The sequence below is a fragment of the Methanococcoides orientis genome, from assembly GCF_021184045.1.
Lineage (GTDB): Archaea > Halobacteriota > Methanosarcinia > Methanosarcinales > Methanosarcinaceae > Methanococcoides > Methanococcoides orientis.
In genome coordinates, this window is record NZ_CP073710.1 from 1,439,518 (window position 1) to 1,460,465 (window position 20,948).

General features: G+C 43.2%; 19 protein-coding genes. 9 read left to right on the forward strand and 10 right to left on the reverse strand.

Annotated elements, in window-relative coordinates; translation table 11 throughout:
• Window positions 1–111: 111 nt before the first annotated feature.
• The 3 genes from J7W08_RS12270 to J7W08_RS06890 form a co-directional block, all read right to left on the reverse strand.
• The gene (locus J7W08_RS12270; RefSeq protein ID WP_233083804.1) at window positions 112–1,026 is read right to left on the reverse strand and encodes a tail fiber protein; all 915 of its coding nucleotides are present in this window, start codon (window positions 1,024–1,026) and stop codon (window positions 112–114) included.
• Between the two features lie 386 nt (window positions 1,027–1,412).
• Window positions 1,413–2,717 (reverse strand): TrpB-like pyridoxal phosphate-dependent enzyme, encoded by a 1,305-nt coding sequence (locus J7W08_RS06885; RefSeq protein WP_233083805.1) that lies wholly within the window; start codon window positions 2,715–2,717, stop codon window positions 1,413–1,415.
• 289 nt (window positions 2,718–3,006) lie between these two features.
• Window positions 3,007–3,573, reverse strand: coding sequence for a hypothetical protein (locus tag J7W08_RS06890; protein ID WP_233083806.1), 567 nt, complete (start codon window positions 3,571–3,573; stop codon window positions 3,007–3,009).
• Window positions 3,574–3,647: 74 nt separating this feature from the next.
• On the opposite strand from J7W08_RS06890, the gene J7W08_RS06895 reads away from it, so the two are divergent.
• Both J7W08_RS06895 and hmgA read left to right on the forward strand, forming a co-directional pair.
• On the forward strand, window positions 3,648–3,854 hold the full coding sequence (locus J7W08_RS06895; protein ID WP_233083807.1) for a hypothetical protein: 207 nt from the start codon (window positions 3,648–3,650) through the stop codon (window positions 3,852–3,854).
• A gap of 159 nt (window positions 3,855–4,013) precedes the next feature.
• Entirely contained in the window at window positions 4,014–5,258 is a 1,245-nt protein-coding gene (gene hmgA / locus J7W08_RS06900; RefSeq protein ID WP_233083808.1) for a hydroxymethylglutaryl-CoA reductase (NADPH), read from the forward strand.
• A gap of 98 nt (window positions 5,259–5,356) precedes the next feature.
• Here the strand turns inward: hmgA and J7W08_RS06905 are convergent, their stop codons facing one another.
• The 4 genes from J7W08_RS06905 to J7W08_RS06920 all read right to left on the reverse strand — a co-directional run bounded on the left by J7W08_RS06905 (window position 5,357) and on the right by J7W08_RS06920 (window position 9,583).
• The gene (locus J7W08_RS06905; protein WP_233083809.1) at window positions 5,357–7,042 is read right to left on the reverse strand and encodes an ATP-dependent DNA ligase; all 1,686 of its coding nucleotides are present in this window, start codon (window positions 7,040–7,042) and stop codon (window positions 5,357–5,359) included.
• 49 nt (window positions 7,043–7,091) lie between these two features.
• A complete protein-coding gene (locus J7W08_RS06910; RefSeq protein ID WP_233083810.1) occupies window positions 7,092–8,087 on the reverse strand; it encodes a homoserine dehydrogenase in 996 nt (331 codons plus the stop codon).
• 13 nt (window positions 8,088–8,100) lie between these two features.
• Window positions 8,101–8,607, reverse strand: coding sequence for an amino acid-binding protein (locus J7W08_RS06915; RefSeq protein ID WP_233083811.1), 507 nt, complete (start codon window positions 8,605–8,607; stop codon window positions 8,101–8,103).
• A 121-nt stretch (window positions 8,608–8,728) separates the two neighbouring features.
• On the reverse strand, window positions 8,729–9,583 hold the full coding sequence (locus tag J7W08_RS06920) for a helix-turn-helix transcriptional regulator (protein ID WP_233083812.1): 855 nt from the start codon (window positions 9,581–9,583) through the stop codon (window positions 8,729–8,731).
• A gap of 406 nt (window positions 9,584–9,989) precedes the next feature.
• Between J7W08_RS06920 and J7W08_RS06925 the strand changes: the two genes are divergently transcribed.
• The 3 genes from J7W08_RS06925 (at window position 9,990) to htpX (ending at window position 12,833) form a co-directional block, all read left to right on the forward strand.
• The gene (locus J7W08_RS06925) at window positions 9,990–11,492 is read left to right on the forward strand and encodes a hypothetical protein (RefSeq protein ID WP_233083813.1); all 1,503 of its coding nucleotides are present in this window, start codon (window positions 9,990–9,992) and stop codon (window positions 11,490–11,492) included.
• A gap of 2 nt (window positions 11,493–11,494) precedes the next feature.
• Complete coding sequence (locus J7W08_RS06930) at window positions 11,495–11,746, forward strand: hypothetical protein (protein WP_233083814.1); 252 nt, start codon at window positions 11,495–11,497, stop codon at window positions 11,744–11,746.
• 229 nt (window positions 11,747–11,975) lie between these two features.
• Window positions 11,976–12,833, forward strand: a complete 858-nt coding sequence (htpX, locus tag J7W08_RS06935) for a zinc metalloprotease HtpX (protein WP_233083815.1) — start codon at window positions 11,976–11,978, stop codon at window positions 12,831–12,833.
• A gap of 16 nt (window positions 12,834–12,849) precedes the next feature.
• Here htpX and J7W08_RS06940 read toward each other — a convergent pair whose 3' ends face one another.
• Complete coding sequence (locus J7W08_RS06940; RefSeq protein ID WP_233083816.1) at window positions 12,850–13,296, reverse strand: DUF488 domain-containing protein; 447 nt, start codon at window positions 13,294–13,296, stop codon at window positions 12,850–12,852.
• A 179-nt stretch (window positions 13,297–13,475) separates the two neighbouring features.
• On the opposite strand from J7W08_RS06940, the gene J7W08_RS06945 reads away from it, so the two are divergent.
• From J7W08_RS06945 to J7W08_RS06955, 3 genes are read left to right on the forward strand one after another with little or no spacing between them, the layout of a single operon-like run.
• On the forward strand, window positions 13,476–14,129 hold the full coding sequence (locus J7W08_RS06945; protein WP_233083817.1) for a thymidylate synthase: 654 nt from the start codon (window positions 13,476–13,478) through the stop codon (window positions 14,127–14,129).
• Window positions 14,130–15,413: a 3-phosphoshikimate 1-carboxyvinyltransferase gene (aroA, locus tag J7W08_RS06950; RefSeq protein ID WP_233083818.1), complete on the forward strand. Its 1,284-nt coding sequence runs from the start codon at window positions 14,130–14,132 to the stop codon at window positions 15,411–15,413.
• Between the two features lie 48 nt (window positions 15,414–15,461).
• Window positions 15,462–16,661 carry a geranylgeranyl reductase family protein gene (locus J7W08_RS06955; RefSeq protein WP_233083819.1) on the forward strand — a complete coding sequence of 400 codons (1,200 nt, stop codon included), beginning with the start codon at window positions 15,462–15,464 and terminating at the stop codon, window positions 16,659–16,661.
• Window positions 16,662–16,689: 28 nt separating this feature from the next.
• Here the strand turns inward: J7W08_RS06955 and trpY are convergent, their stop codons facing one another.
• The gene (trpY, locus tag J7W08_RS06960) at window positions 16,690–17,193 is read right to left on the reverse strand and encodes a TrpY family transcription regulator (protein ID WP_233083820.1); all 504 of its coding nucleotides are present in this window, start codon (window positions 17,191–17,193) and stop codon (window positions 16,690–16,692) included.
• Window positions 17,194–17,524: 331 nt separating this feature from the next.
• Between trpY and J7W08_RS06965 the strand changes: the two genes are divergently transcribed.
• Window positions 17,525–18,802: a hydroxymethylglutaryl-CoA lyase-like TIM-barrel protein gene (locus tag J7W08_RS06965; RefSeq protein ID WP_233083821.1), complete on the forward strand. Its 1,278-nt coding sequence runs from the start codon at window positions 17,525–17,527 to the stop codon at window positions 18,800–18,802.
• Window positions 18,803–18,935: 133 nt separating this feature from the next.
• Here J7W08_RS06965 and J7W08_RS06970 read toward each other — a convergent pair whose 3' ends face one another.
• On the reverse strand, window positions 18,936–20,375 hold the full coding sequence (locus J7W08_RS06970; RefSeq protein ID WP_233083822.1) for a dicarboxylate/amino acid:cation symporter: 1,440 nt from the start codon (window positions 20,373–20,375) through the stop codon (window positions 18,936–18,938).
• Window positions 20,376–20,948 lie beyond the last annotated feature (573 nt).

A 20,948-nucleotide genomic window follows, 5' to 3' on the forward strand; every position in this document is an offset into this window, starting at 1 on the left:
AAAAATAAGAACATACAAAAAAAGCACATTGGCTTTGAAAAGGCGTTAAAAATGTCAACGTTGCTGTGTAAAAAAAAGAAATGATAGCCTATGTGTAGGCCATCAAACATCTTAGACAGGATTTATAGCATGATTGTGCTCTGGCATCTGCGAAACCACCAAGTTCACACGTTCTTGTCCACCTATTTGACCCAATGATACTGGTGAAAGTCCAACTCCAGTTCCTGCATGTACCGGAGTACGTCCTCGGAGATCAGGGAGATTGAAATAGGTTCGTCCATCACCACCATAGTATGTACTAATGATACTATACAGAGCCGTATATTCGGAAATTGCCAAAACTTGTCCGTTACAGAAAGCCCAACCACTTGGCGCGTAATTTCCGGCAAACATCCGAATTTCACCAATATATGGACCTTCGGCTGGATATCCACCATCACGAGGAGGATAAGTTCCATCAAGGGCAATAATGTAATTTATACCTACATAGGGATCTCTGTTTTCATGATATTGACCTCCACCTGTGTTGCCTACAGATGCAGGTATCTCCCCTGCTGGACCCTGAGGACCAGGTTCGCCCTGAATTCCCTGAGGACCTTGAGCACCAGTATCTCCTTTAGGACCAGTAAGACCAGGTTCGCCCTGAATTCCCTGAGGACCTTGAGCACCAGTATCTCCTTTAGGACCAGTAAGACCAGGTTCGCCCTGTGGACCTGTTAAACCCTGCTCACCTTGTGGACCCGTTGGACCTCGTGAACCCCGCGAGCCTTGTTCGCCCTGAAGACCGACCTCACCTTGAGGACCTGCTGGACCGGTATCACCCTGGAGACCAGGAATTTGTTCACCATTGCCACTTGACCCTCTTAAGTTATCTAAACCACCAAATAATGCACCCCACATGTCAAAGAATGTGCGGCCTTGAGTTCCATTATTCTGTTGATCCCCATTGTCCACAGCTGATGCCGGGATCGCTATCATTGCAATAGCAAGAATAATGGAAACTATGAGTATTACTTTTTTTACCATAATTTTACCTATTTGAGTTTTTATAAGTACATGAATCTTGGTCATCCACCTAACAAAAGTTGCATGATATGAGATATATATTCAAAATAAAATTAATTTCATGTGGCTTAAATCGAGTATTTTACAACATATAAAGGTGATCACAGATGAATTTTATTTTAGGAAAGTATAAAATGAATAGAATAGATGATCAGAAAGTAAGAACAATAGGTTCAAAACGAAGAGTTCGGAACCATAAATATACAAGAAGAAATTCCCAGTCAATGTTGCTATTAAAACAGCAAACTACAGCAAAAAAAGCGAGCACGTAATGCTATTAGTATTATAATAGAAGGAAATTAAAATAAAAATGAGCAGGAACACGGCTGTTAAGCCGCTTTCCAGAATTAATCGTTGCTAAGCTGGCCGCTGAAGTACTTGTCGTAAGAGTACATATCGAAGTGACCGTGACCGCTGAGACAGAACAGGATGGTCTTCTCTTCGCCGGTCTGCTTGCACTTGAGAGCCTCATCGATAGCGCATTTGATAGCGTGGGTGGACTCCGGTGCTGGTGGGATACCTTCACTGCGGGCGAACATGACGCCTGCTTCGAATACCTCTACCTGATGATAGCTGGTAGCTTCCATAAGTTTGTCTTCGGTCAACTGGCTGATTATCGGTGAGCATCCGTGGTACCTTAAGCCGCCTGCATGGATGGCTGGTGGAATGAAATCGAATCCCAGTGAATACATCTTAAGGAGTGGAGTCAGTTTTGCCATGTCACCATAGTCATACTGGAACTTGCCATCACACAATGTTGGACATGCGGAAGGCTCCACAGCAATGATACGTGGGTCATGGGTTCCTTCTATCTTATCCCTCATGTATGGAAGGCTGATACCTGCAAGGTTACTTCCACCACCACAGCATCCGATGACGATATCAGGATATTCCTCGACCTTGTCGAGCTGCTGCTGGGCTTCAAGACCTATGACAGTCTGGTGTAACATGACGTGGTTGAGCACACTGCCAAGAGCATATTTTGTGTTATCGTGCTTCACAGCATCTTCTACAGCTTCTCCGATAGCAATACCAAGACTGCCTGTTGTGTCTGGATATTTCTCAAGCATGTGACGTCCGAACTCAGTGTCAGGACTTGGAGAAGGTACTACCTGTGCACCCCAGAGATTGATCAGGGATTTACGGTATGGTTTCTGCTCGAAGCTGGAGCGTACCATATAGACCTTACATTCAATATCAAAATAATTACAGCTAAGTGAAAGTGCGCTTCCCCACTGACCGGCTCCGGTCTCGGTGGTTATCCTTTCGGTGCCTTCTTTCATATTATAGTAAACCTGTGCCACAGAGGTATTTGGTTTGTGACTGCCTGCAGGACTGACACCCTCATATTTGTAGTAGATCTTTGCAGGAGTGTCAAGTAATTTTTCAAGCCTGTGTGCACGGAACAGAGGAGCAGGTCTCCAGAGCTTGTAGATCTCAAGAACCTCATCAGGGATATCAATATATCTCTCACTGCTCATTTCCTGTTTGATGAGCTCCATAGGGAAAAGAGGAGCAAGGTCCTCTGGATTTAGTGGCTCATTATTTGCAGGATTAAGTGGAGGAGCCAATGGAGTGGGCATATCCGGAAGGATATTATACCATTTTTTTGGCATCTCGTTTTCATCAAGTAGGATCTTAGTCTGTTCCATAGATATTCCTCATATAATGCACAAATAAGTACTATGATGTAGATTTAATTATGATATATAGATGTTGTGTTCTAAAATGAGCAGATATTCCAAGAGCCATCTGCATAATAACTAAAAAATATCCCAGAAAAGATAGCATTAAAGGCATTAGCAGAAAAAAGATCAGAAAAACTAAATTGTTTATCTGAAGTTATCTACCTGAAACCTGATAATGATATTGCCATCATGATTTATGATTAGATATTGTGGTTATATATTGGTTAGATGTTGTTGAGGATCTGGTTGGATATTAGGGTTTACATCCAAGAGATATACGTTCTTCAGGAGAAAGTGACAGATAAAAATCAATTACCTGAAAATCATTGAATTCATTTTCATGCAATGAGTCAAAGAACCTGTCAAGAGTTTGGATAGTCTTTTTATCCATTGGTTCCGTCGAAGCAAGTTTTTGTGCCTCTTTTTCAAGACCGATCTTGCTCAGACTTGAGGTTATGCGTTCGATTGCCTCATTATCATGTTTAATAAAATCCTTTCTGATTCTGTCAAGGTCGCCATATCCAGGATTAATGCTGAAACCTGAACCATTGGAATTACTAAGTTCCAGTTCCCTGCAATCCTTTGCAGTTATGTCAGAATAAAGATTATTATACCTACGGGTCAGATCACTATGCTTTTCAAGATACCAGGCCCAAAAACCATTGGTATTATTATGGTCAGTCATCTCCTGATAGACTTCTAGCTGCCTGGACTTCGCATTTTCTACGATCCATTCCTTGCGCCACTTATTGAACTCCTCTTTAGAATCGGAGCCTAACCTGGCAACATGACCCATTGTAAGACTGTTCGAATTAATCATTCAATACCACCTATGTAAACAGATGCCCTGAATTCTCTATAAAGAACACATAGACAAGTGCAATTAATCCTTGAATGACAACAACCAAACCGCTGAATTACGGTTCGTTTCATCCCTCTCTTGTGAACCCATACCAGAGATACGGCTTCCTTAAAAAGATTGGTATTTTAATATTTAAGCTTATCTGCACTTCAGTTAATACTAATCATCATCATTATAGAGAGAGGAAGCTATTTAACCAATTTAAAAAAGAAGATAAAACAGATAAAGAAGTCGGTTGATGCTGATTTACTGAATATGAACCTATAAATATCATCAAATACTATAATCAGCGACCAATAACAGGAATTTATTGAACATATTTTTACCGAACTGCGGAAAAATATTCATTCTGAGATCATCTGGCATTAACAATCTACATCATACAAAAGGGGAATATCATGGCATCAAACACCGAACCCACATTTAACGAAGAGGAATTGATTGAGAAAATCGTATCAGGAGAGATCCCCCTAAGGAAGATCGATGCATATACAGACAAGGATACTGCGATCAGGCTGAGGAAATGTGCGATCGAGAAGATGGAAGGTGTCCAGTTCGAACATATTCAGAACTATACAATTGATGCCGAATCAGTTACAAAACGCAATATCGAAAATATGATCGGCGCCATACAGATCCCCCTTGGAATTGCAGGAGCCATTAAAATAAACGGCGAATATGCTAACGATGAGTTCATGCTTCCACTTGCCACCACCGAAGGAGCACTTGTTGCAAGTACCAACCGCGGATGTTCTGCCATTACAGCTTCCGGCGGTGCCAATGTCAGGATATTTCAGGATCAGATGACACGCGCACCTGTTTTCAAAATGGATGATGTTGCACACGCAAGGAAATTCGTGGACTGGATAAGAAAGCCTGAGACATTTGAAAAGATGAAGGAAAAGGCCGGCGGAACAACACGCTTTGGTGAACTGCTCAGCGTTGAGCCATACGTTACAGGAAACACCGTTTTCTTAAGGTTCGCCTATGATACAAAGGATGCAATGGGAATGAACATGGTCACCATTGCCACCGATGCAATACTCAACCTCATCTCCGATGAGTTCGGAGCTTATCCAATATCCCTTTCAGGGAACATGTGCACTGACAAGAAACCTGCAGCCATCAATAATATACTTGGCAGAGGGAAGACAGTTGCAGCCGATGTAACGATCCCAAAGGAGCTTGTCGAAAAGAAACTGAAGACCACTCCAGAAATGATGGAAGAGGTGAACTACAGGAAGAACCTCCTTGGTTCTGCAAGAGCAGGAGCACTTGGTTTCAATGCACATGCTGCCAACATCGTAGCAGCATTATACCTTGCATGCGGACAGGATGCAGCTCACGTCGTGGAAGGCAGTACCGCCATCACAACAATGGAAGTGAATGAATATGGAGACCTCTATTGTGCAGTTACCATGCCATCCGTGCAGGTCGGTACAGTTGGAGGAGGAACAAGTATCGGAACGCAGAGAGATTGCTTGAACCTGTTGGGAGTTGCAGGTGCCGGCAAAGTTCCGGGTGAGAACTCAAAGAAACTGGCAGAAATAGTAGCAGCAGCGGTGCTTGCAGGCGAGATATCACTGATAGGTGCACAAGCTGCCGGACATCTGGCAAGAGCTCATGCCGAGCTCGGCCGATGAACTTTATTTAATAATAAATAAAAAAATAACTTGGCCGGATCATAATTTAATATCATCATATTAAATTATGATTTGGCTTTGATCTTTAGTTTTAATCTTTAACTCCTTTGAGCAAGATAAATACTCTCGATACGCTCAAGGGTCTCGGCTTCTTCAGGAGACTTGTCTTCCCTGACATTCACAAGCCTTGGGAACCTCAATGCATATCCAGATTCATAATTAGTACTCTTCTGGATCTCCTCGAAGGCGACCTCGAATACTACTTCTGGTTTTAGCTCGATCTCTCTTCCGGATTCAACAACGATCTGATCGGACAGAAGCTCTGTCAGTTCTGCAAGTTGTTCATCTGAAAAACCGGTAGCCACCTTTCCTATTGGAAGGAAAGTGCCTGCATCGGGATCAAAGCATGCCAGTGCATAGGAACCAATGAGGTTTGCACGCCTTCCATAACCCCATTCCGCACCAATGACCACAAGGTCGAGAGTTTCCATGATAGGTTTCTTCTTTAACCAGTTCTTGCCCCTTTTGCCGGGTGAATAGGGAGCTTTTGGATTTTTGATCATGACACCTTCATGACCTGCAGCCAGTGCTGCAGAGTAGATCTCGTTCACTTTTTCGGCATCATCAGTAAGCACCTGCTCATCAACCATTATACCACCGTTGTTTTCAACACATCCGACCAGAGCATTTCTCCTGTCGGAAAGTGACATATCGATCAGCACTTCACCATTAAGGTAGAGAATGTCAAAAAGGTTCAGCTTAAGAGGGATCTCACGCACCGTGGTCTCAACATCATACTTCCTCCTGAAGCGCTTAAGGATATCCTGAAATGCACGAGGATTTCCATCCTCATCCACAGCAACAGCCTCACCCTCAAGAATTGCAGAATCTGCCTTTACATTATTCTTCACAGCTTCAACGATATCTGGTAATGAACCTGTAACATTCTCAAGACGTCTTGAGAAGATGTTGATGTTATCCCCATCCTTGTGTATCTGCACCCTGGCACCATCGAACTTCCATTCAACAGCCACAACACCAAGATCATTGATAGCAGTTTCAATACTTGGCGTGACCTGTGCCAGCATCATCTTGATCGGTCGGTTCAGTTCCATATCAAGCTTTGAAACCGCCTCCAAACCACCTTCTTTTGCAGCAATTGCCACAAGGCCAAGATCATTGGTCAGCATAAACCCACGTTCAATATCCCCCGCAGGCACTCCGAATGCTTTGGAGATTGCATCCCTTACGATACCTTCACCAACACCAATTCGAAGATCTTCTATTGCCAGCCTTGCAAGATAGCGGGCTTCCTCAGGAGTTGCTGAATTGAAAAGATACTGCAAATTCTTTATCTTAGTTGTCTGAGAACCTTTTCCGTTTGTCCTTGAAATGTTGTTGAACCTCTCAAATACTTCCATGATAGAAAGCGATGGAGTATCATCCATGAAAGCAGAGAACGTTGCCTGATTCTTAGTTTCTTTTTTCAGTGCGGCAATTGCAGTCTCACCGATATCCCCGGTATTTCGCACGAGGTTCTCGATCTCTTTTTGCGAAAGACCTGATGATCTGGACAGAGCTGCGTAAAGAAGACTCGGACCAACTCCAAGCTGTTCGGTGCTCCATGCAGGGAAGACATCCCCCATAACAAAATGAACAACAACCGGAAGTTCTTCACCGGATACTGAATGTAACATCTCAGAGACGATGTCCGTCATATCCAGTGAGCCTGCAGTATGTTCTATTTTTTTACATACGTCAGCGAATTCTTTGAAATCGGTCATGCAGATAACTTCCTGTTAATATTCCCCAATAACAACATGTAAAGAAATTTTATTCCCTGTAAATGGATATGACATCACTCAATATCGCACTTGCAGTTTCAATGGAACCTGCACCCCTTCCGGCAACCGTGACGGTGCCTGCAAGATCGGTACGTACTGATGCAACATTAAGTGTCCCGCCAACTGCCAGTGGATGGGAAGCCGGTACAAGACGTGGTGATACCCTTAGGCGATCCTTCCTGACCTCTCCAATGAGCTTGATCACATAGCCCTCATCATAGGCAAGAGCAAGTGATTCAGGTGTGATCTTGGTAATACCGGTGACCTCAACATCCTGGAAAGTGGCATTCTGCCCAAAGATTGAATTTGAAAGAATTACCAACTTGCATGCAGCATCGATACCCTCTACATCGTAGGTAGGATCGGTCTCAGCAATACCCAATTCCTTGGATTCTGCAAGCATCTGCTCATATGATGCTTTTTCTTCCATCATACGTGTTAGTATGTAATTGCAGGTACCATTCAGGATACCTTCAATACTCTGGATCTCGTTACCGGCAAGTGTGCTTTTTATAAGATTGATAATAGGCATTGCACCGCCTACGGTAGCCTCGAACATGAACTTGCAGTCTGCTTCACTGGCAGCCTTCATAAGCTCCTGGTATTTAAGTGTAAGAGGACCTTTGTTAGAGGTAACGACATCCCTGCCATTTTCAAATGCAGCAAGCATATTGACAAGTCCGGTACCACCGGTCTCAATATCGGTAGGTGTCGTCTCGATGACAAGATCATGATCAACATTCCTGATGACGTATTCACCAGTGAGATCTTCAATAGCCACAGTACCGGTTTCATTTTTTCTTGCAAGAGCAGCATTAAGATCGATGCCTTCGGAGTTGACCTCAGCTCCCCTAGAATCGGCTATTGCAACAACATCAAGGTCGATACCAAGAGACTTCAGTTCATCATCCTTTTGCAGTATGACCTCTGCAACACCCCGTCCCACTGAACCAAATCCAATAATGGATGCGCGTACTTTTCTCATTGAAATATCACCTTTATGCAACTTCAGCCCCTATCGGCTCTATGACCAGAAGGTCCTTTTTCTCTGCTACTTCCTTCAAGACAGCCATTGCTTCATGAAGCTCTTTCCTGCCAACAGCATCTATCTTCAGGGAAGCAGATGACCGTTTATCGATGTGAGGCATTGAAAGGCAAATGTCCACAACTTCTGCAAAACCTGTCTTGTCAATAGTATCTATAGTGTCCTGTATATCGGTATGTACAATGTGACCTATCAAAATGACCGCACCATGTTCCATAAAGCGCTTTTCATCAACCCTGGCAACACCGATACCGTTCTCTTCAAGACGTGAAATAATAAGATCGAGGTTCTCATGTTCTACCTCGAACACGAGCTGAACAGGAATAGTACTTCTTGGAGTACGATCTTCATGGTGATGTACGATGGACTTAAGGTTCCCTTTTAGCTCTGAGATCGGATTCAGAGCCAGAAGCAACTGTCCCGGAGCATCCTTTAGTTCGATATCCATTGAAACTCTCATGTGTTCCCTCTTAGTTATTTCTCATATAAATGTATTGATAAGAACAGCCATGACTTTAGAATGGTAGAAGGAACTTTTCAGGTCAAAATCCCGGGAACCATCAAAGTAACTTATACCTCCATCACCTATGTTCATCAGGAATGATGATTATATTGCCCCTGCCCTTCTTGAACTTCTCCACAAGTCCCCGGTTCTCAAGATCTGAAACGAGCAGGCTTACCTTTGCTTCAGAATAGCTGAGTTTAGAGCGAAGGTCCTTCTGAGTGATCCGTCCTCCGCTCGATCTGATAATATCAAGAACTTCCTGCAGGTCCGAAGGTAATGGAATCTCTCCCCCCACATCAACCACTTCAGGTGCTTCAGGTGCATCGAGCATTTCCGACTCCAATCCTTCTGATTCATCAGGCATACCTGCAGGGGACTCATCCTTAGTTTCCACGACTGCGATTTTTACAATATCTTCGCCAACGGCAGATATTGAATAATCTTCATCAGCCTCTTTCTTCCCATTCTTCTTTGAGAAGAGATAAAGACCACTCCCGGCCATTAAAAGAATAATAAGAACTGCAACATAATATAGTGTATTACCACCTGCTCCATTTTCAATTGCTTCGGAATCAGCTTCCAATGAAGTAGTAATGTTCAAAAGATCAGGGTCTTCGCTAAGATCGCTATCATATGAAGGAAGAAGTATCAGGTCTATAATGTAGTCACCATCATCACTGATGGTAATCGTTTCCTGCGTAGAGGCTGTAAGCGTGTTGTTCTCGTAATAAGTTGCTGTGATCAGGTATTCACCCGGAGCAAGATTCATAGAATATACACCATATTTAGCTACGATGGACTGTGGCGGCGTGGTGTTCACTTCAATGATAACATTCTCCATCAGCTGGAAAGTATCCCATTCATAGATGGCACCATGAATAGTCGCTGTCCCTTCGGCACTTGCCGGAACTGCTGAAAAGAAGCATGCCAAGATACATACGCTGAAAACAAATAAGGTCCTAATCTTCACAATGTAGTATTATGGCAGGCAACTATTATAGTTTATTGTTGCTCTCGAATCCATTTTTCAGGTTATTTTGTTATTTTGAATAGATGTTCCAATAAAAAGCACATGTTGTCGTAGATCATATCAGGAAGAAATAGTAAAAATAATCAGAAAACCTTGTTGTAAAGTATTAATTAGGAATAAAATGCTTTTAAGAACTTATTTTTAATAAATAAGCCATCATCAAGTTTTATCCTAAATATTATGCTTGAAAAAATCTGCAATTATTATGAGACATATCTTCCGAACAATTAGCCCTAAAGTAAGTTTATATTCAAATATTCAGAATATTGTTTTGTAAGTTAATTTCATGATAATGGAGGAATCCGTAATGAAGAGAGGAACGATGAAAGGTTTTGCAATTATCGCTGCTGTGCTGATGGTAGTCAGCTTACTTCCTATGGCAGCACTTGCAGACAATGGAAATGGATTTGAGAACGCACCTGGTCAAATGAAGAAGAATGCTACCGGTGAGACGGTAGGCGTACAGGACCAGGACAGGTTAAGGACAAATTACCAGGAAGCTAAGAATATACAGGCTGCCAAGAACGACTACAACAAGATGACATCTGAGTTCCAGATGATAAAGAGGCAGCAGGCAAGAGGTAATCTTACAACTGAAGAAATGGTCAACGAATCAAAGATTTACCTCAATAGCACTATCGACTACATGATCATTCGCCTTGAGAATATCAAAGACGAAGGCGGCTATTCTGATGAAGTGAATGATACAATTGACGATTACATTTCACAATTTGATGATATTAAAGAAGACGTTGGAGATGCTGAAACAAGAAAAGACTTATCAGATGCACTGAAGGACATCAGGAAGCTCTGGAAAGATGCAATAAAAGACATTAGACAAAGCACAAGAGAGAGAGTGGGCGATGGACTTGAAACATACCTTGAGAAATCAGATGATGTTTCCGAAAGTCTACAAGATGAAATCGACCAAGTGGAAGATGAAGAGCAAGCTGCCGAACTTCAGGAACTTCTCGATGAATACAACCGCCTGATAGCTGAAGCTAAGGCACTGCTGGAAGAAGGAAACCTTGAGGATGCAATCGATAAAACCAAGGAAGCCAACGAGGTTCTTAGAGAAATTCTGGATGAAATGAAGGAATCCAGAGATGGTTATGTGAACATGACAGGCGAGGGTGCTCTCAATGCAGAGGGTGACGGTACCATTGTTCTTTCCGGACAATTTAACGTTACCATCAATGCAACAGATGCAATGCTTGTGATCAAGGACCTTGCAGGGGATGCAGAAATTGATGTCAGCGGAGCAACATACGATGTCGTGAATCAGCAGACAGAAGACGGATACCGTGCCTCTGTGTATGATAACTTCACAGGTGACGCCCTCATTAATGGAACAAGGCTTACCGTCATGGTAAGTGGAGAGGATCTGACAGTCTTCGCAGAAGGAACCGGAAGTGCTTCACTCTCAGGAGAAGGAACATATAAGGTCGGCGCAGGTGACGAGATGCAGTTTGCAGAAGTCGAAGATGATGAAGAAGTCACTGCAACAACTGACTCCACTGAAGAAGAAACCGATGAAGAGGATGAAGAAGACGATGAGATCGAAATCGAGATCGAAGTAAAGATCTTTGAGATCAACTCATCTGCAACAGTGGAGATCAATGATACTGTAACCGAATACATATTCGATACCATCGATGAAGAAGAGATCAAGAACGAGATCGTGAACGAAACTTCATTGACATATGAAGAGGTAAACGACACCATAAAGTTCGAGATAGAGGATTTTACCTCATCTTCAGTAACTGATGCAGAAGAAGATGATGAAGAGACTGAAGAGCAGGAGGACTAATCATGGTCAGCTTTAAACACATTGGAATTGTCGCCATCCTTCTGATCGGATTAACCTTCTCAGGTTGTGTGGGCGACCAGGCAGCAGATGACGAGGTTGAAGCAGAAGCACCAACTGCAGATGAAGTACTTGCAGAGGAAGGGGTCGGGCTGACCGATTCAGAGATAGAGGACCTTGAAAGTAACCTTGACGAACTGGAAGCCACGCTTTCAGAACTTGATGAGGACGAGAACCTGACCATTGAAGAAGTCTGAGCTGCTCGCAGTTCATTCTTCTTTTTTCTTTTTCTTATTACCCTTGTTTCTTTTTTGTCTTCTGATATATTGTAGTGGCAGAAGTATAGAGAGAATAGTATAGCCGTTCTTTAAATAATGCACCAAATTGTTTATATAGAATTACAATTCAATGGATTACAGGGCATGTGTGGATATATTAATGGTAGTTAATTCGATCAAAAACATCCACCCCAAAATGAGGTAGAAAATGAAAAATATGTTTAAGACCACATTACTGCTGGCATCCCTGACAGGACTGCTGGTCATTGTAGGTAATCTTATTGGCGGCACTAGCGGAATGATCATAGCTTTTGCTTTTGCTGTCATCCTGAACTTCGGTAGTTACTGGTACAGTGACAAGATCGTCCTGAAGATGTACCATGCAAAAGAAGTAACAGAATCTGAAAGTCCTAAACTTTATGAGATCGTCCGCAAGCTTGCAATGCGTGCAGACCTTCCAATGCCTAAAGTTTACATTGTGGAAACATCCATGCCAAATGCATTCGCAACCGGAAGAGACCCAAAACATGCAGCTGTTGCAGCTACTACAGGCATCCTTAATCTTCTGACACCGGAAGAGATCGAAGGTGTACTGGCACACGAGCTTGCACACGTAAAGAACCGTGACACACTTATCAGTGCAGTTGCAGCGACCATTGCAGGTGTTATAACAATGCTTGCAACATGGGCAAGGTGGGCTGCTATCTTTGGAGGCATCGGAGGAAGGGACGACAATGGAGGAACCAATATCGTAGGATTCATTGCACTCGCAATTGTGGCACCACTCGCTGCGACCATAATCCAGCTTGCGATATCCCGTTCACGTGAGTTCGCAGCAGATGCAGAAGGAGCACGCATATCACAGAAACCATGGGCACTTGCCAGCGCGCTCTCCAAACTGGAGTCAGGTGCACAGAACTACCACCCTCGCAGGAATGATGTACAACCATCCGAGAATACGGCACATATGTTTATCGTCAACCCTCTGAGAGGTAGCAAAATGATGAATCTTTTCAGGACACATCCAACCACAGAAGAAAGGATCCGTCGTTTGAACTCAATGTAAGCACAAGCCAATACAATTAGAAACTGAAAAGGTCTGCCTGGCCGGGATTGGTCAGGTGGATAACTCTTATTCCACTGGATTCCAGCTCATTTGATAGCTTATACCTGTGGCAGTTCTTCGGATTTTTCTCAGCACACATAAGGACAACATCAGAGCCGTTGCTATTTACTTCTTTTATCTTGCCAATCAATTTTTTGAAATATTCCCGGAACTCATCCGTTCCGATATAATTGATATAACTTTCTTCCCGTAAGCCTCCAAGCCCGGGACAATGGGAATAAACAATATTATATTTCGGCAATACTATCTCGAGGTTCTCTTTATTGAACTCTTCACGTACCGAATGCGGATAGCTTCGAATATCAACCAGATAGGAGAGGTCATACTGTTGTAGAATGTCGATAAATTCTTCCAGTGACCTGTTTCCATATCCAACGGTATAGCATCGGGCATCTTCATCCATCGGGATGACTGAATGGATGTGAAGTTTATTACTTTTTCTGTGTTAATTATCAGCAAAGCTTAGTTCAGCGATTGAGCAGAAAGACAAATCCCCTTCGTGACGATTCCCGGATTATTTTTAAATAGATAGCTATATTAGAGGATAATGCTTACTTTAGTACATTATAGGGAGAATTTGTCATGACGCAGGATGCGGCAATTGGAAGGATCATAAAAGCTCAGACCATCAGTGATGCATGGTACCGCGGACTCAATGTAATATGGAATCACGGCAAGGTCATTACAGATGAGAGAGGAAGCCAGATACGAGAGTTCATGAACCTGATGGTCGTGATAGATGATCCGTACAGGGATGAGATCCCTGCAGATATAGCATGGAACCATGAAAGGCTGGAAGAATATGCAAAGCAGCTTATCACCGGCGAAAATGCACAGGATTTCGAATATACATACGGCCAGAGGCTTCGCAACTGGGATGAAAAAACAGACCAGATCGCATATGTAATTGAAAAACTGAAGAACAACAAAACGACACGAAGGGCTACAGCAGTCACATGGATCCCAACTGTGGATACCCATGTTGATGAAGTACCCTGCATGATACTTGACGATTTTAAGATCAGGGATGAAAAGGTCCACCTGACAACAGTATTCCGCAGCCACGACTTTGCAGGGGCTTATCCCGCCAATCTCTATGGCCTTTCCAAGCTTCTTGAGTACGTTGCCGAACATGTGGGACTGGAAGCTGGAACCATCACCACGATGAGCATCTCTGCACATATATATGACCATGACTGGGACAAGATAGAGAACATTGTAAAAGGAGTGCAATAAATGAAAGTAACAGTTGGAAGATCCGATGTGCATGGAGAGGTATTCGCACCTCCTTCAAAGAGCTATACCCACAGAGCCATCACCATAGCCGCTCTTTCAAGAGAGGCAACCATCCACAGGCCACTGCTATCTGCAGATACACAATCAACCATTCGCGCTAGTGAGATGTTCGGTGCATACATTGAAAAGGATGGAGAAGACCTTCTGATCAGCGGTGTCAATGGAGTTCCGCAAATTCCCGAGGATATAATAGATGTAGCAAACTCAGGAACTACACTTCGGTTCATGACCGCCATCTCTGCACTTACAGAAGGAACTACTGTGCTCACAGGCGACAATTCCATAAGGTCAAGACCAAATGACCCTCTTCTTAGGGTCCTGAACGATCTTGGTGTTGATGCCTATTCTACCCGTAATAACGGATGTGCACCAATTGTGGTCACCGGTGGACTTACAGGTGCTATCGTCAAAATAGACGGGTCCATCAGTTCACAGTTCATATCAGCATTACTGCTTGCATGCCCGCTTACAAGGAACAGTACAACCCTCTCTATCAAGGGTGAACTAAAATCCAAACCTTACATTGATGTCACACTGGATGTCATTGAAAAGGCAGGTGTTGAGATCCTAGTTGAAGATCATAACAACCCTAAGTTCATAATTCCCGGTAACCAGAGCTATAACCTTGAGGAATACACAGTACCGGGTGATTTCTCATCTGCATCATACCTTCTTGCAGCCGCTGCAATGACGAACTCCACCTTGACGGTCAAGAACCTGTTCCCTTCAATGCAGGGTGATATAGCCATCATAAACATACTGAAAGAGATGGGTGCAAATATCTACTGGGATATGGAAGAAGGAACAGCCACCGTAAGAGGCGGAGATCTCCACGGCATAACCATGGATGCAGGTGCCACCCCTGATCTCGTACCCACAATCGCAGTCCTTGGAGCCATGGCAAAGGGCGAGACAGTAATTACCAATGCTGAGCATGTACGCTATAAGGAGACGGACAGGCTTCATGCAATGGCTATGGAACTTGAGAAAATGGGAATATTCTGCAGGGAAGAAAAGGATAGCCTGACAATAAGAGGAGGGGAATTCAAGGGTGCAGAAGTACACGGATGGCACGACCATCGTATCGTAATGGCTTTGACACTCGCAGGCATGGTGGCCGGAAATACCATTATCGATACCGCAGAATCCATCTTCATTTCATACCCTAACTTCTTTGATGCAATGCGTTCAATAGGCGCTGATGTCATACTTAGTGAGCAATGAGAACGAACCATTGTTCATTTTATTCTTTTTACTTTTTGAGTTGTTCCTATGATCTATGATGTTGTTGTTGTCGGAGCCGGACCTACAGGATCCACAGCTGCACGCTATGCTGCCAAATACGGTGCAAAGGTGCTCATGATCGAGGAACACTCATCTATCGGCACACCAGTGGAGTGCACCGGACTATTAAGTACACGTGCTGTAGCGGAATGCGATATTAAGCCAGATGAAGAATTCGTACTGAACAGTGTACGTGGTGCTTTTGTCCATTCGCCAAATGGAACCTGTCTTCCCATAGACGGTAGGAAGACAAAGGCATATGTTGTTTCCAGGAAGATCTTTGACCGAAACCTTGTTTCAATGTCAGTGGATGCAGGTGCAGAACTGATGCTAAAGGGACGTGTGACCGGCCTTCTGGAAAAGGACGGAATCCAGTTTATTTCAGTAATGCATATGGGAAGACCAGCCACCATAAAGGCTAGGGTCGTCATCGGAGCAGACGGTGTGAAAAGCAATATTGCCAGATATGCAGGACTGGGAAGAGTTGACAGGGTCCTGTCAGGAGTACAGATAGAAGCACCTTACAGATCAAAAGACGATGATTTTGTAGAGCTTTTCATGGGATCGAATGCACCTGGTTTTTTTGCATGGACCGTACCTGTCAGCGAGGAGATATCAAGAATAGGACTTGCTGTTGAACCAGGCAACGAACAAAATGCAATTAACTATCTCAAAGGAGTTATTTCTTCAAATCCTCAGCTTTCCACCGGTCACTCCGGATGTATGCTTGATCTTGTGGTGGGTGGGATCCCCATCGGCCCCCTTAAGAGAACTTTCGGGAATGGCGTACTCATTGCAGGAGATGCTGCAGGACAGGTAAAACCTACTTCCGGAGGTGGCATATATACCGGAGCTGCCTGTGCGAAGATCGCAGGAGAAGTTGCAGCAAAAGCCGCACTTGACGGTGATATTTCCGGGGAGAGGCTAAGTTCATACGAAAAACGATGGAAGGCCGAACTTGGTCGTGAACTTGGCATCGGGATGAAGATACATGATTTTGTCGGCGGACTAAACGATGATCAGCTGGATGAACTGATAGGATCGATGAACAATCCTGCTATACTTGAAATGATAACAAAGTATGGGGATATGGACCATCCCTCGATACTGGTCAAAAAGTTATTGAATCCAATGAACTCAAGACACCTGATAGGTGTTTTCAGAGCTTTTGCAAAAGCAGTACTGTGATCTTTTTATGTCTTGACTTTTTTACTTTTCAGTATATGCTGACGCCTTTGACCCCTTGAAGATCAAGGATGTCACTAACAAGTTCACCCGGGATCTTTGCGTCGGTGATGATGGTCAGTTTTGCTTCATTATTAAAATAGGGATCATCGGATACTGCCTGCCTGATACTGAGACCGTGGTCGGAAATTACTTTTGAAACGTTAGAAAGGATACCTACATTTGCAGCATCATCCGGCGTGATTATGATAACACCAAGACCCAGGGACGGAGCAACATCACGAAGGAATGGTATAGATTTTACATTCTGGAAAATGTTAGTCAAAAGTTCATCTGTGAGAATGGTATCTGTAGTAGCATCGACCACCCTGCGGTCCACGCCTGCTTCCTTTGCAAGTTGTGTGTGAGGGATCTCAATTGAACCTGATGTCACTTTTCCCTCATCATTCACCTGAAATCCACGTTCAAAAAGAATCTTTATGACCTTTTGCTGTGCAGGATGTTTTTCGAACTTTTTGAGTACTGTGCTCCACATGATTACCATCTTGTTTCCCAAATTATAAAGATTTAAGCTCTAACCCATACTAAAAGGCAGTTAATAAATGTTCCGTTATTAAAGAAAGTTGTAAACTATATGACATTTACTCAAAACTATTTTGATGAAGAAAAAGAAAGACATTTTAAGGATAAAGTATTACAGGAGTTAAATCAAAGAGAACACTCAATCAGATGATGATGTTTTTTACAAGCAGGTTCTGTTCAGAAAACGGACTGTTCTTAAACCGTTTTGTCACTAAGAAATATAAGGGACCTGTGATAGCTTTAACCACATATTTCGCAGTTGATTACGTCCAAGGAGGTATTTTATGAATATATACAAAACTTATGAAGATCTTCCAAAGATCAAACTCCCACTGGGACAGGAAGTAAGCATAAGTGACAGTACCATTCGTGATGGAGCACAGATGCCTGGTATTGTCTTAAAAGCAGATCACAAGCTCCAGATATACGAGTATCTGCATCAGATAGGAATTGAAAAACTGGAAACATTTGTCTACAATGAGCGTGACAGGAACGCAGTTAAGATGATGTTCGACAGGGGCTATGAATCACCCGAGATCACCGGCTGGGCAAGAGCCGTACCTGCAGATATAGACATGGTTTTGGATATTGAAGAAATTGAAGAAACAGGAGTATTGATGTCAGTCTCCGATGCCCATATCATAGATAAGATGGGACTTCCAAACAGGGAAGCAGCAGAAGAGAAGTACCTGAACGCACTCCAGTATGCAGTGGACCATGGTCTTCGCACCCGTGCACATATCGAGGATATGACACGAGCTGACAATACTTATTTCGTATATCCGCTTATCGAAAAGATACTTGAGATCGACCCGGATTGTACGATCCGTCTTTGTGACACCATCGGTTTTGGAGTTCCATTTATAGATGTGGATGAACCATTCGGCATACCCGAGATGGTGAAACACTTAAAAGAAGATCTTAATGCAAAGAACATTGAGACACATTGCCACGATGATTTTGGCCTGGCAGTTGCAAACTCTATTGCAGGATACTGGCACGGTGCAAACTGGTCCAATGTAACTTTCCTCGGTATTGGCGAAAGGGCTGGAAATGCAGAGATGGAGAAATTATTGCTATTCCTTAGCCGCCGTGTTGAAGGTTTTGACAAATATAACCTTGAATGTCTTGCAGAGTTTGCAAAATTCATGCAGACAGAAATTGGTATAAGGATACCAAGAAACAAATCTGTCGTCGGGAAAAATGTTTTCGCCCACGAGTCAGGCATCCACACTGCAGGCGTCATCAAGAACCCATTCACCTACGAACCATACCCACCAGAGATCGTAGGCGGAACCAGAGCTTTCCTTATAGGTGATTCATCAGGTATCGAAGTACTTCGTTTCAAAGTGCAGGATACACTGAACGAACTTATTGGCGTTCAGATAACCGTCGAAAAGAACGACTCACGCCTGAGGTCGATCCAGAACGATATACACGCACTTTATGACAAGGAAAAGCGTGTCTCCTGCATCTCTGACGAAGAGATACAGGCATATGTAGAGAAGTATTTCCTTTTCGAACCTATAGTCGAAAAGAACATGGGCAGAAAGACAGCCTGAAGCTTGTCCGCTTTTTTGCGGATAAGTATCTCTTTTTTAATATCAGTTATTGAATTTTTATGTCATCTTAGTTTTGAAGTGCTACTTGTTTCACAGGAAAATGCCCAGTAAAGATCTTTGTTGAAGAACAAGATCACGCATCATTCGAATTAATAATAACATCTTCACCCAGAATCTTTCTTTCGGTTTCACGTTTTGAGTGTTCAAAGCGTTCTTGCATTGCTGGTTTCTTGCTGCCCACCCATTTATCCATGATCACACAGGTTACAAGATCCCCGGTGACGTTTACAGATGTACGGCACATGTCAAGAATCCTGTCCACACCAATTATAAGTGCTATACCTGCAGTCGGAATCCCAACACTGCTCAGTATCATGGCAAGTATAACAATACCGACACCAGGTGTGGAAGGTGTACCGATCGAGGCACCAACCACTGTGACCATGATCAACAGAAGAGCACCAAACCCAAGTTCCACACCAAACACCTGTGCAAGGAAAACTGCTGCTATGCTCTGATAAAGAGCTGTTCCATTCATGTTTATAGTTGCACCAAGTGGAATGACAAATTGAGAAATCGAAGGTCTTACACCTAATTTATCCTCGGCGGTCTTGATGGACAAAGGCATGACAACAGCAGAACTGGATGTTGAGAATGCAAGTAACAGTACATCCCTTACAGATCTCAGGAAATCAATAGGACCTTTTCTTGAAATTATAAAAACGATCAGCAAATAAAAGACAAGTAGTGACAGGAGACCTAAAAGTACAGTACCCACATAGACCAGCATCCCCAGAAGTGCAGCGAGCCCAAGATTCAGCGTGAACTTGCTTATAAGACCAAAAACAGCAAGAGGAGCAAGTAACATACTCCATCGCACAACTGTCATGCTCACTTCCTGAAGCGAGCCCAGCAGATCAAGCAAAGGTTTTGACTGTGTGGGTGACATCGAAACCAGGGCCAGACCTATTATAATTGAAAAGACAACAACCAGGAGCATTTGTCCGGTAGCTAGTGATCCAAGCGGATTGGTAGGCAGAATGGTAGTGACCAGACCAGGAACATCTGCAATTCCGGGAGTTGTGACAGCACCTTCGCTGACCTCCGGCATTTCCGACCCCATTGTCCCCTGAACCAGATCGCTGCTGATATAATTACCCGGACCTATCACTAAAGCAAGGCTAAGACCGATCAGTATGGCAAGTGCTGTGGTTGCAAGAAAATATCCAACCGTACGCAAGCCAACCATTTTGAGCTGCTCCATATCCTCACCCGAAGCAATACCCCTGATGATAGATGCAAAAACAAGAGGAACAACTATCATCTGCAGCAATGCCAGGAATATGTATCCCGGTAATGCAAGCCATTCACCGATCGCATATGAAACATCCTGACTTATCATTCCAGTCGATGGTCCAAGTATCAGACCGGTAACGATTCCCAATGCCATTCCGATAAGTATCTTGAGCCAGAGTCTACCCCTAACGAATGCCTGAAGCTGGAAGCTAAGATGCTTTAATGAACGTGGATGTATCAGAGATAGAGGTTCAGGAATACGATATATTCTTGACATGATCACAACTTTACTTACATTTTTAAAAAATTGAGTGTTAATTAGCACACATCATGATCCATATTTTAATAGAACCCTTCTGAAAATGCTTTTTTGCATATTAAGCTTTTAATATTGAACCACTGCCCGGTATAAATGCCTATTGTAGATGAATGCAAGAATAATTAGAGATTTTCGAACTATATGTATTATTGAAACATAAATCTAGAAAATATGCAGGCAAATAGAAAAAAACACCATTGAAAACTAAATTCAAAGTATGTGGAGCAACATTCGAATTAAATTATAGTTACTAGAATTTACTAAAAGTTCGGAAAAAAAGAAAAGAATAGTGTAAAGGATCCGCAGATCCCATACACCTCAAGTCCCATTCTCGCCAGAGTCGGACTTACTTACGTATAATATTGTTTTACAGTTTTGCGATGATAGCATCGGTCATGCCGCTAAGGGATGCATCTCCACCCATATCGTAGGTAAGATACTTGCATTCTCCAATGACAACCTCTGTTGCCTTGAAGATAGCATCTGTCTTCCCAACCCAAGCAGACGCGGAAGCTTTAGCCCCCTGATCAC

Bases quoted from the DNA above. Each gene is read 5' to 3' on its own strand.
- J7W08_RS12270 (WP_233083804.1), bottom strand. From the start codon at position 1,026: ATGGTAAAAAAAGTAATACTCATAGTTTCCATTATTCTTGCTATTGCA.
- J7W08_RS06885 (WP_233083805.1), bottom strand. From the start codon at position 2,717: ATGGAACAGACTAAGATCCTACTTGATGAAAACGAGATGCCAAAAAAA.
- J7W08_RS06890 (WP_233083806.1), bottom strand. From the start codon at position 3,573: ATGATTAATTCGAACAGTCTTACAATGGGTCATGTTGCCAGGTTAGGC.
- J7W08_RS06895 (WP_233083807.1), top strand. From the start codon at position 3,648: ATGACAACAACCAAACCGCTGAATTACGGTTCGTTTCATCCCTCTCTT.
- hmgA (WP_233083808.1), top strand. From the start codon at position 4,014: ATGGCATCAAACACCGAACCCACATTTAACGAAGAGGAATTGATTGAG.
- J7W08_RS06905 (WP_233083809.1), bottom strand. From the start codon at position 7,042: ATGACCGATTTCAAAGAATTCGCTGACGTATGTAAAAAAATAGAACAT.
- J7W08_RS06910 (WP_233083810.1), bottom strand. From the start codon at position 8,087: ATGAGAAAAGTACGCGCATCCATTATTGGATTTGGTTCAGTGGGACGG.
- J7W08_RS06915 (WP_233083811.1), bottom strand. From the start codon at position 8,607: ATGAGAGTTTCAATGGATATCGAACTAAAGGATGCTCCGGGACAGTTG.
- J7W08_RS06925 (WP_233083813.1), top strand. From the start codon at position 9,990: ATGAAGAGAGGAACGATGAAAGGTTTTGCAATTATCGCTGCTGTGCTG.
- J7W08_RS06930 (WP_233083814.1), top strand. From the start codon at position 11,495: ATGGTCAGCTTTAAACACATTGGAATTGTCGCCATCCTTCTGATCGGA.
- htpX (WP_233083815.1), top strand. From the start codon at position 11,976: ATGAAAAATATGTTTAAGACCACATTACTGCTGGCATCCCTGACAGGA.
- J7W08_RS06940 (WP_233083816.1), bottom strand. From the start codon at position 13,296: ATGGATGAAGATGCCCGATGCTATACCGTTGGATATGGAAACAGGTCA.
- J7W08_RS06945 (WP_233083817.1), top strand. From the start codon at position 13,476: ATGACGCAGGATGCGGCAATTGGAAGGATCATAAAAGCTCAGACCATC.
- aroA (WP_233083818.1), top strand. From the start codon at position 14,130: ATGAAAGTAACAGTTGGAAGATCCGATGTGCATGGAGAGGTATTCGCA.
- J7W08_RS06955 (WP_233083819.1), top strand. From the start codon at position 15,462: ATGATCTATGATGTTGTTGTTGTCGGAGCCGGACCTACAGGATCCACA.
- trpY (WP_233083820.1), bottom strand. From the start codon at position 17,193: ATGTGGAGCACAGTACTCAAAAAGTTCGAAAAACATCCTGCACAGCAA.
- J7W08_RS06965 (WP_233083821.1), top strand. From the start codon at position 17,525: ATGAATATATACAAAACTTATGAAGATCTTCCAAAGATCAAACTCCCA.
- J7W08_RS06970 (WP_233083822.1), bottom strand. From the start codon at position 20,375: ATGTCAAGAATATATCGTATTCCTGAACCTCTATCTCTGATACATCCA.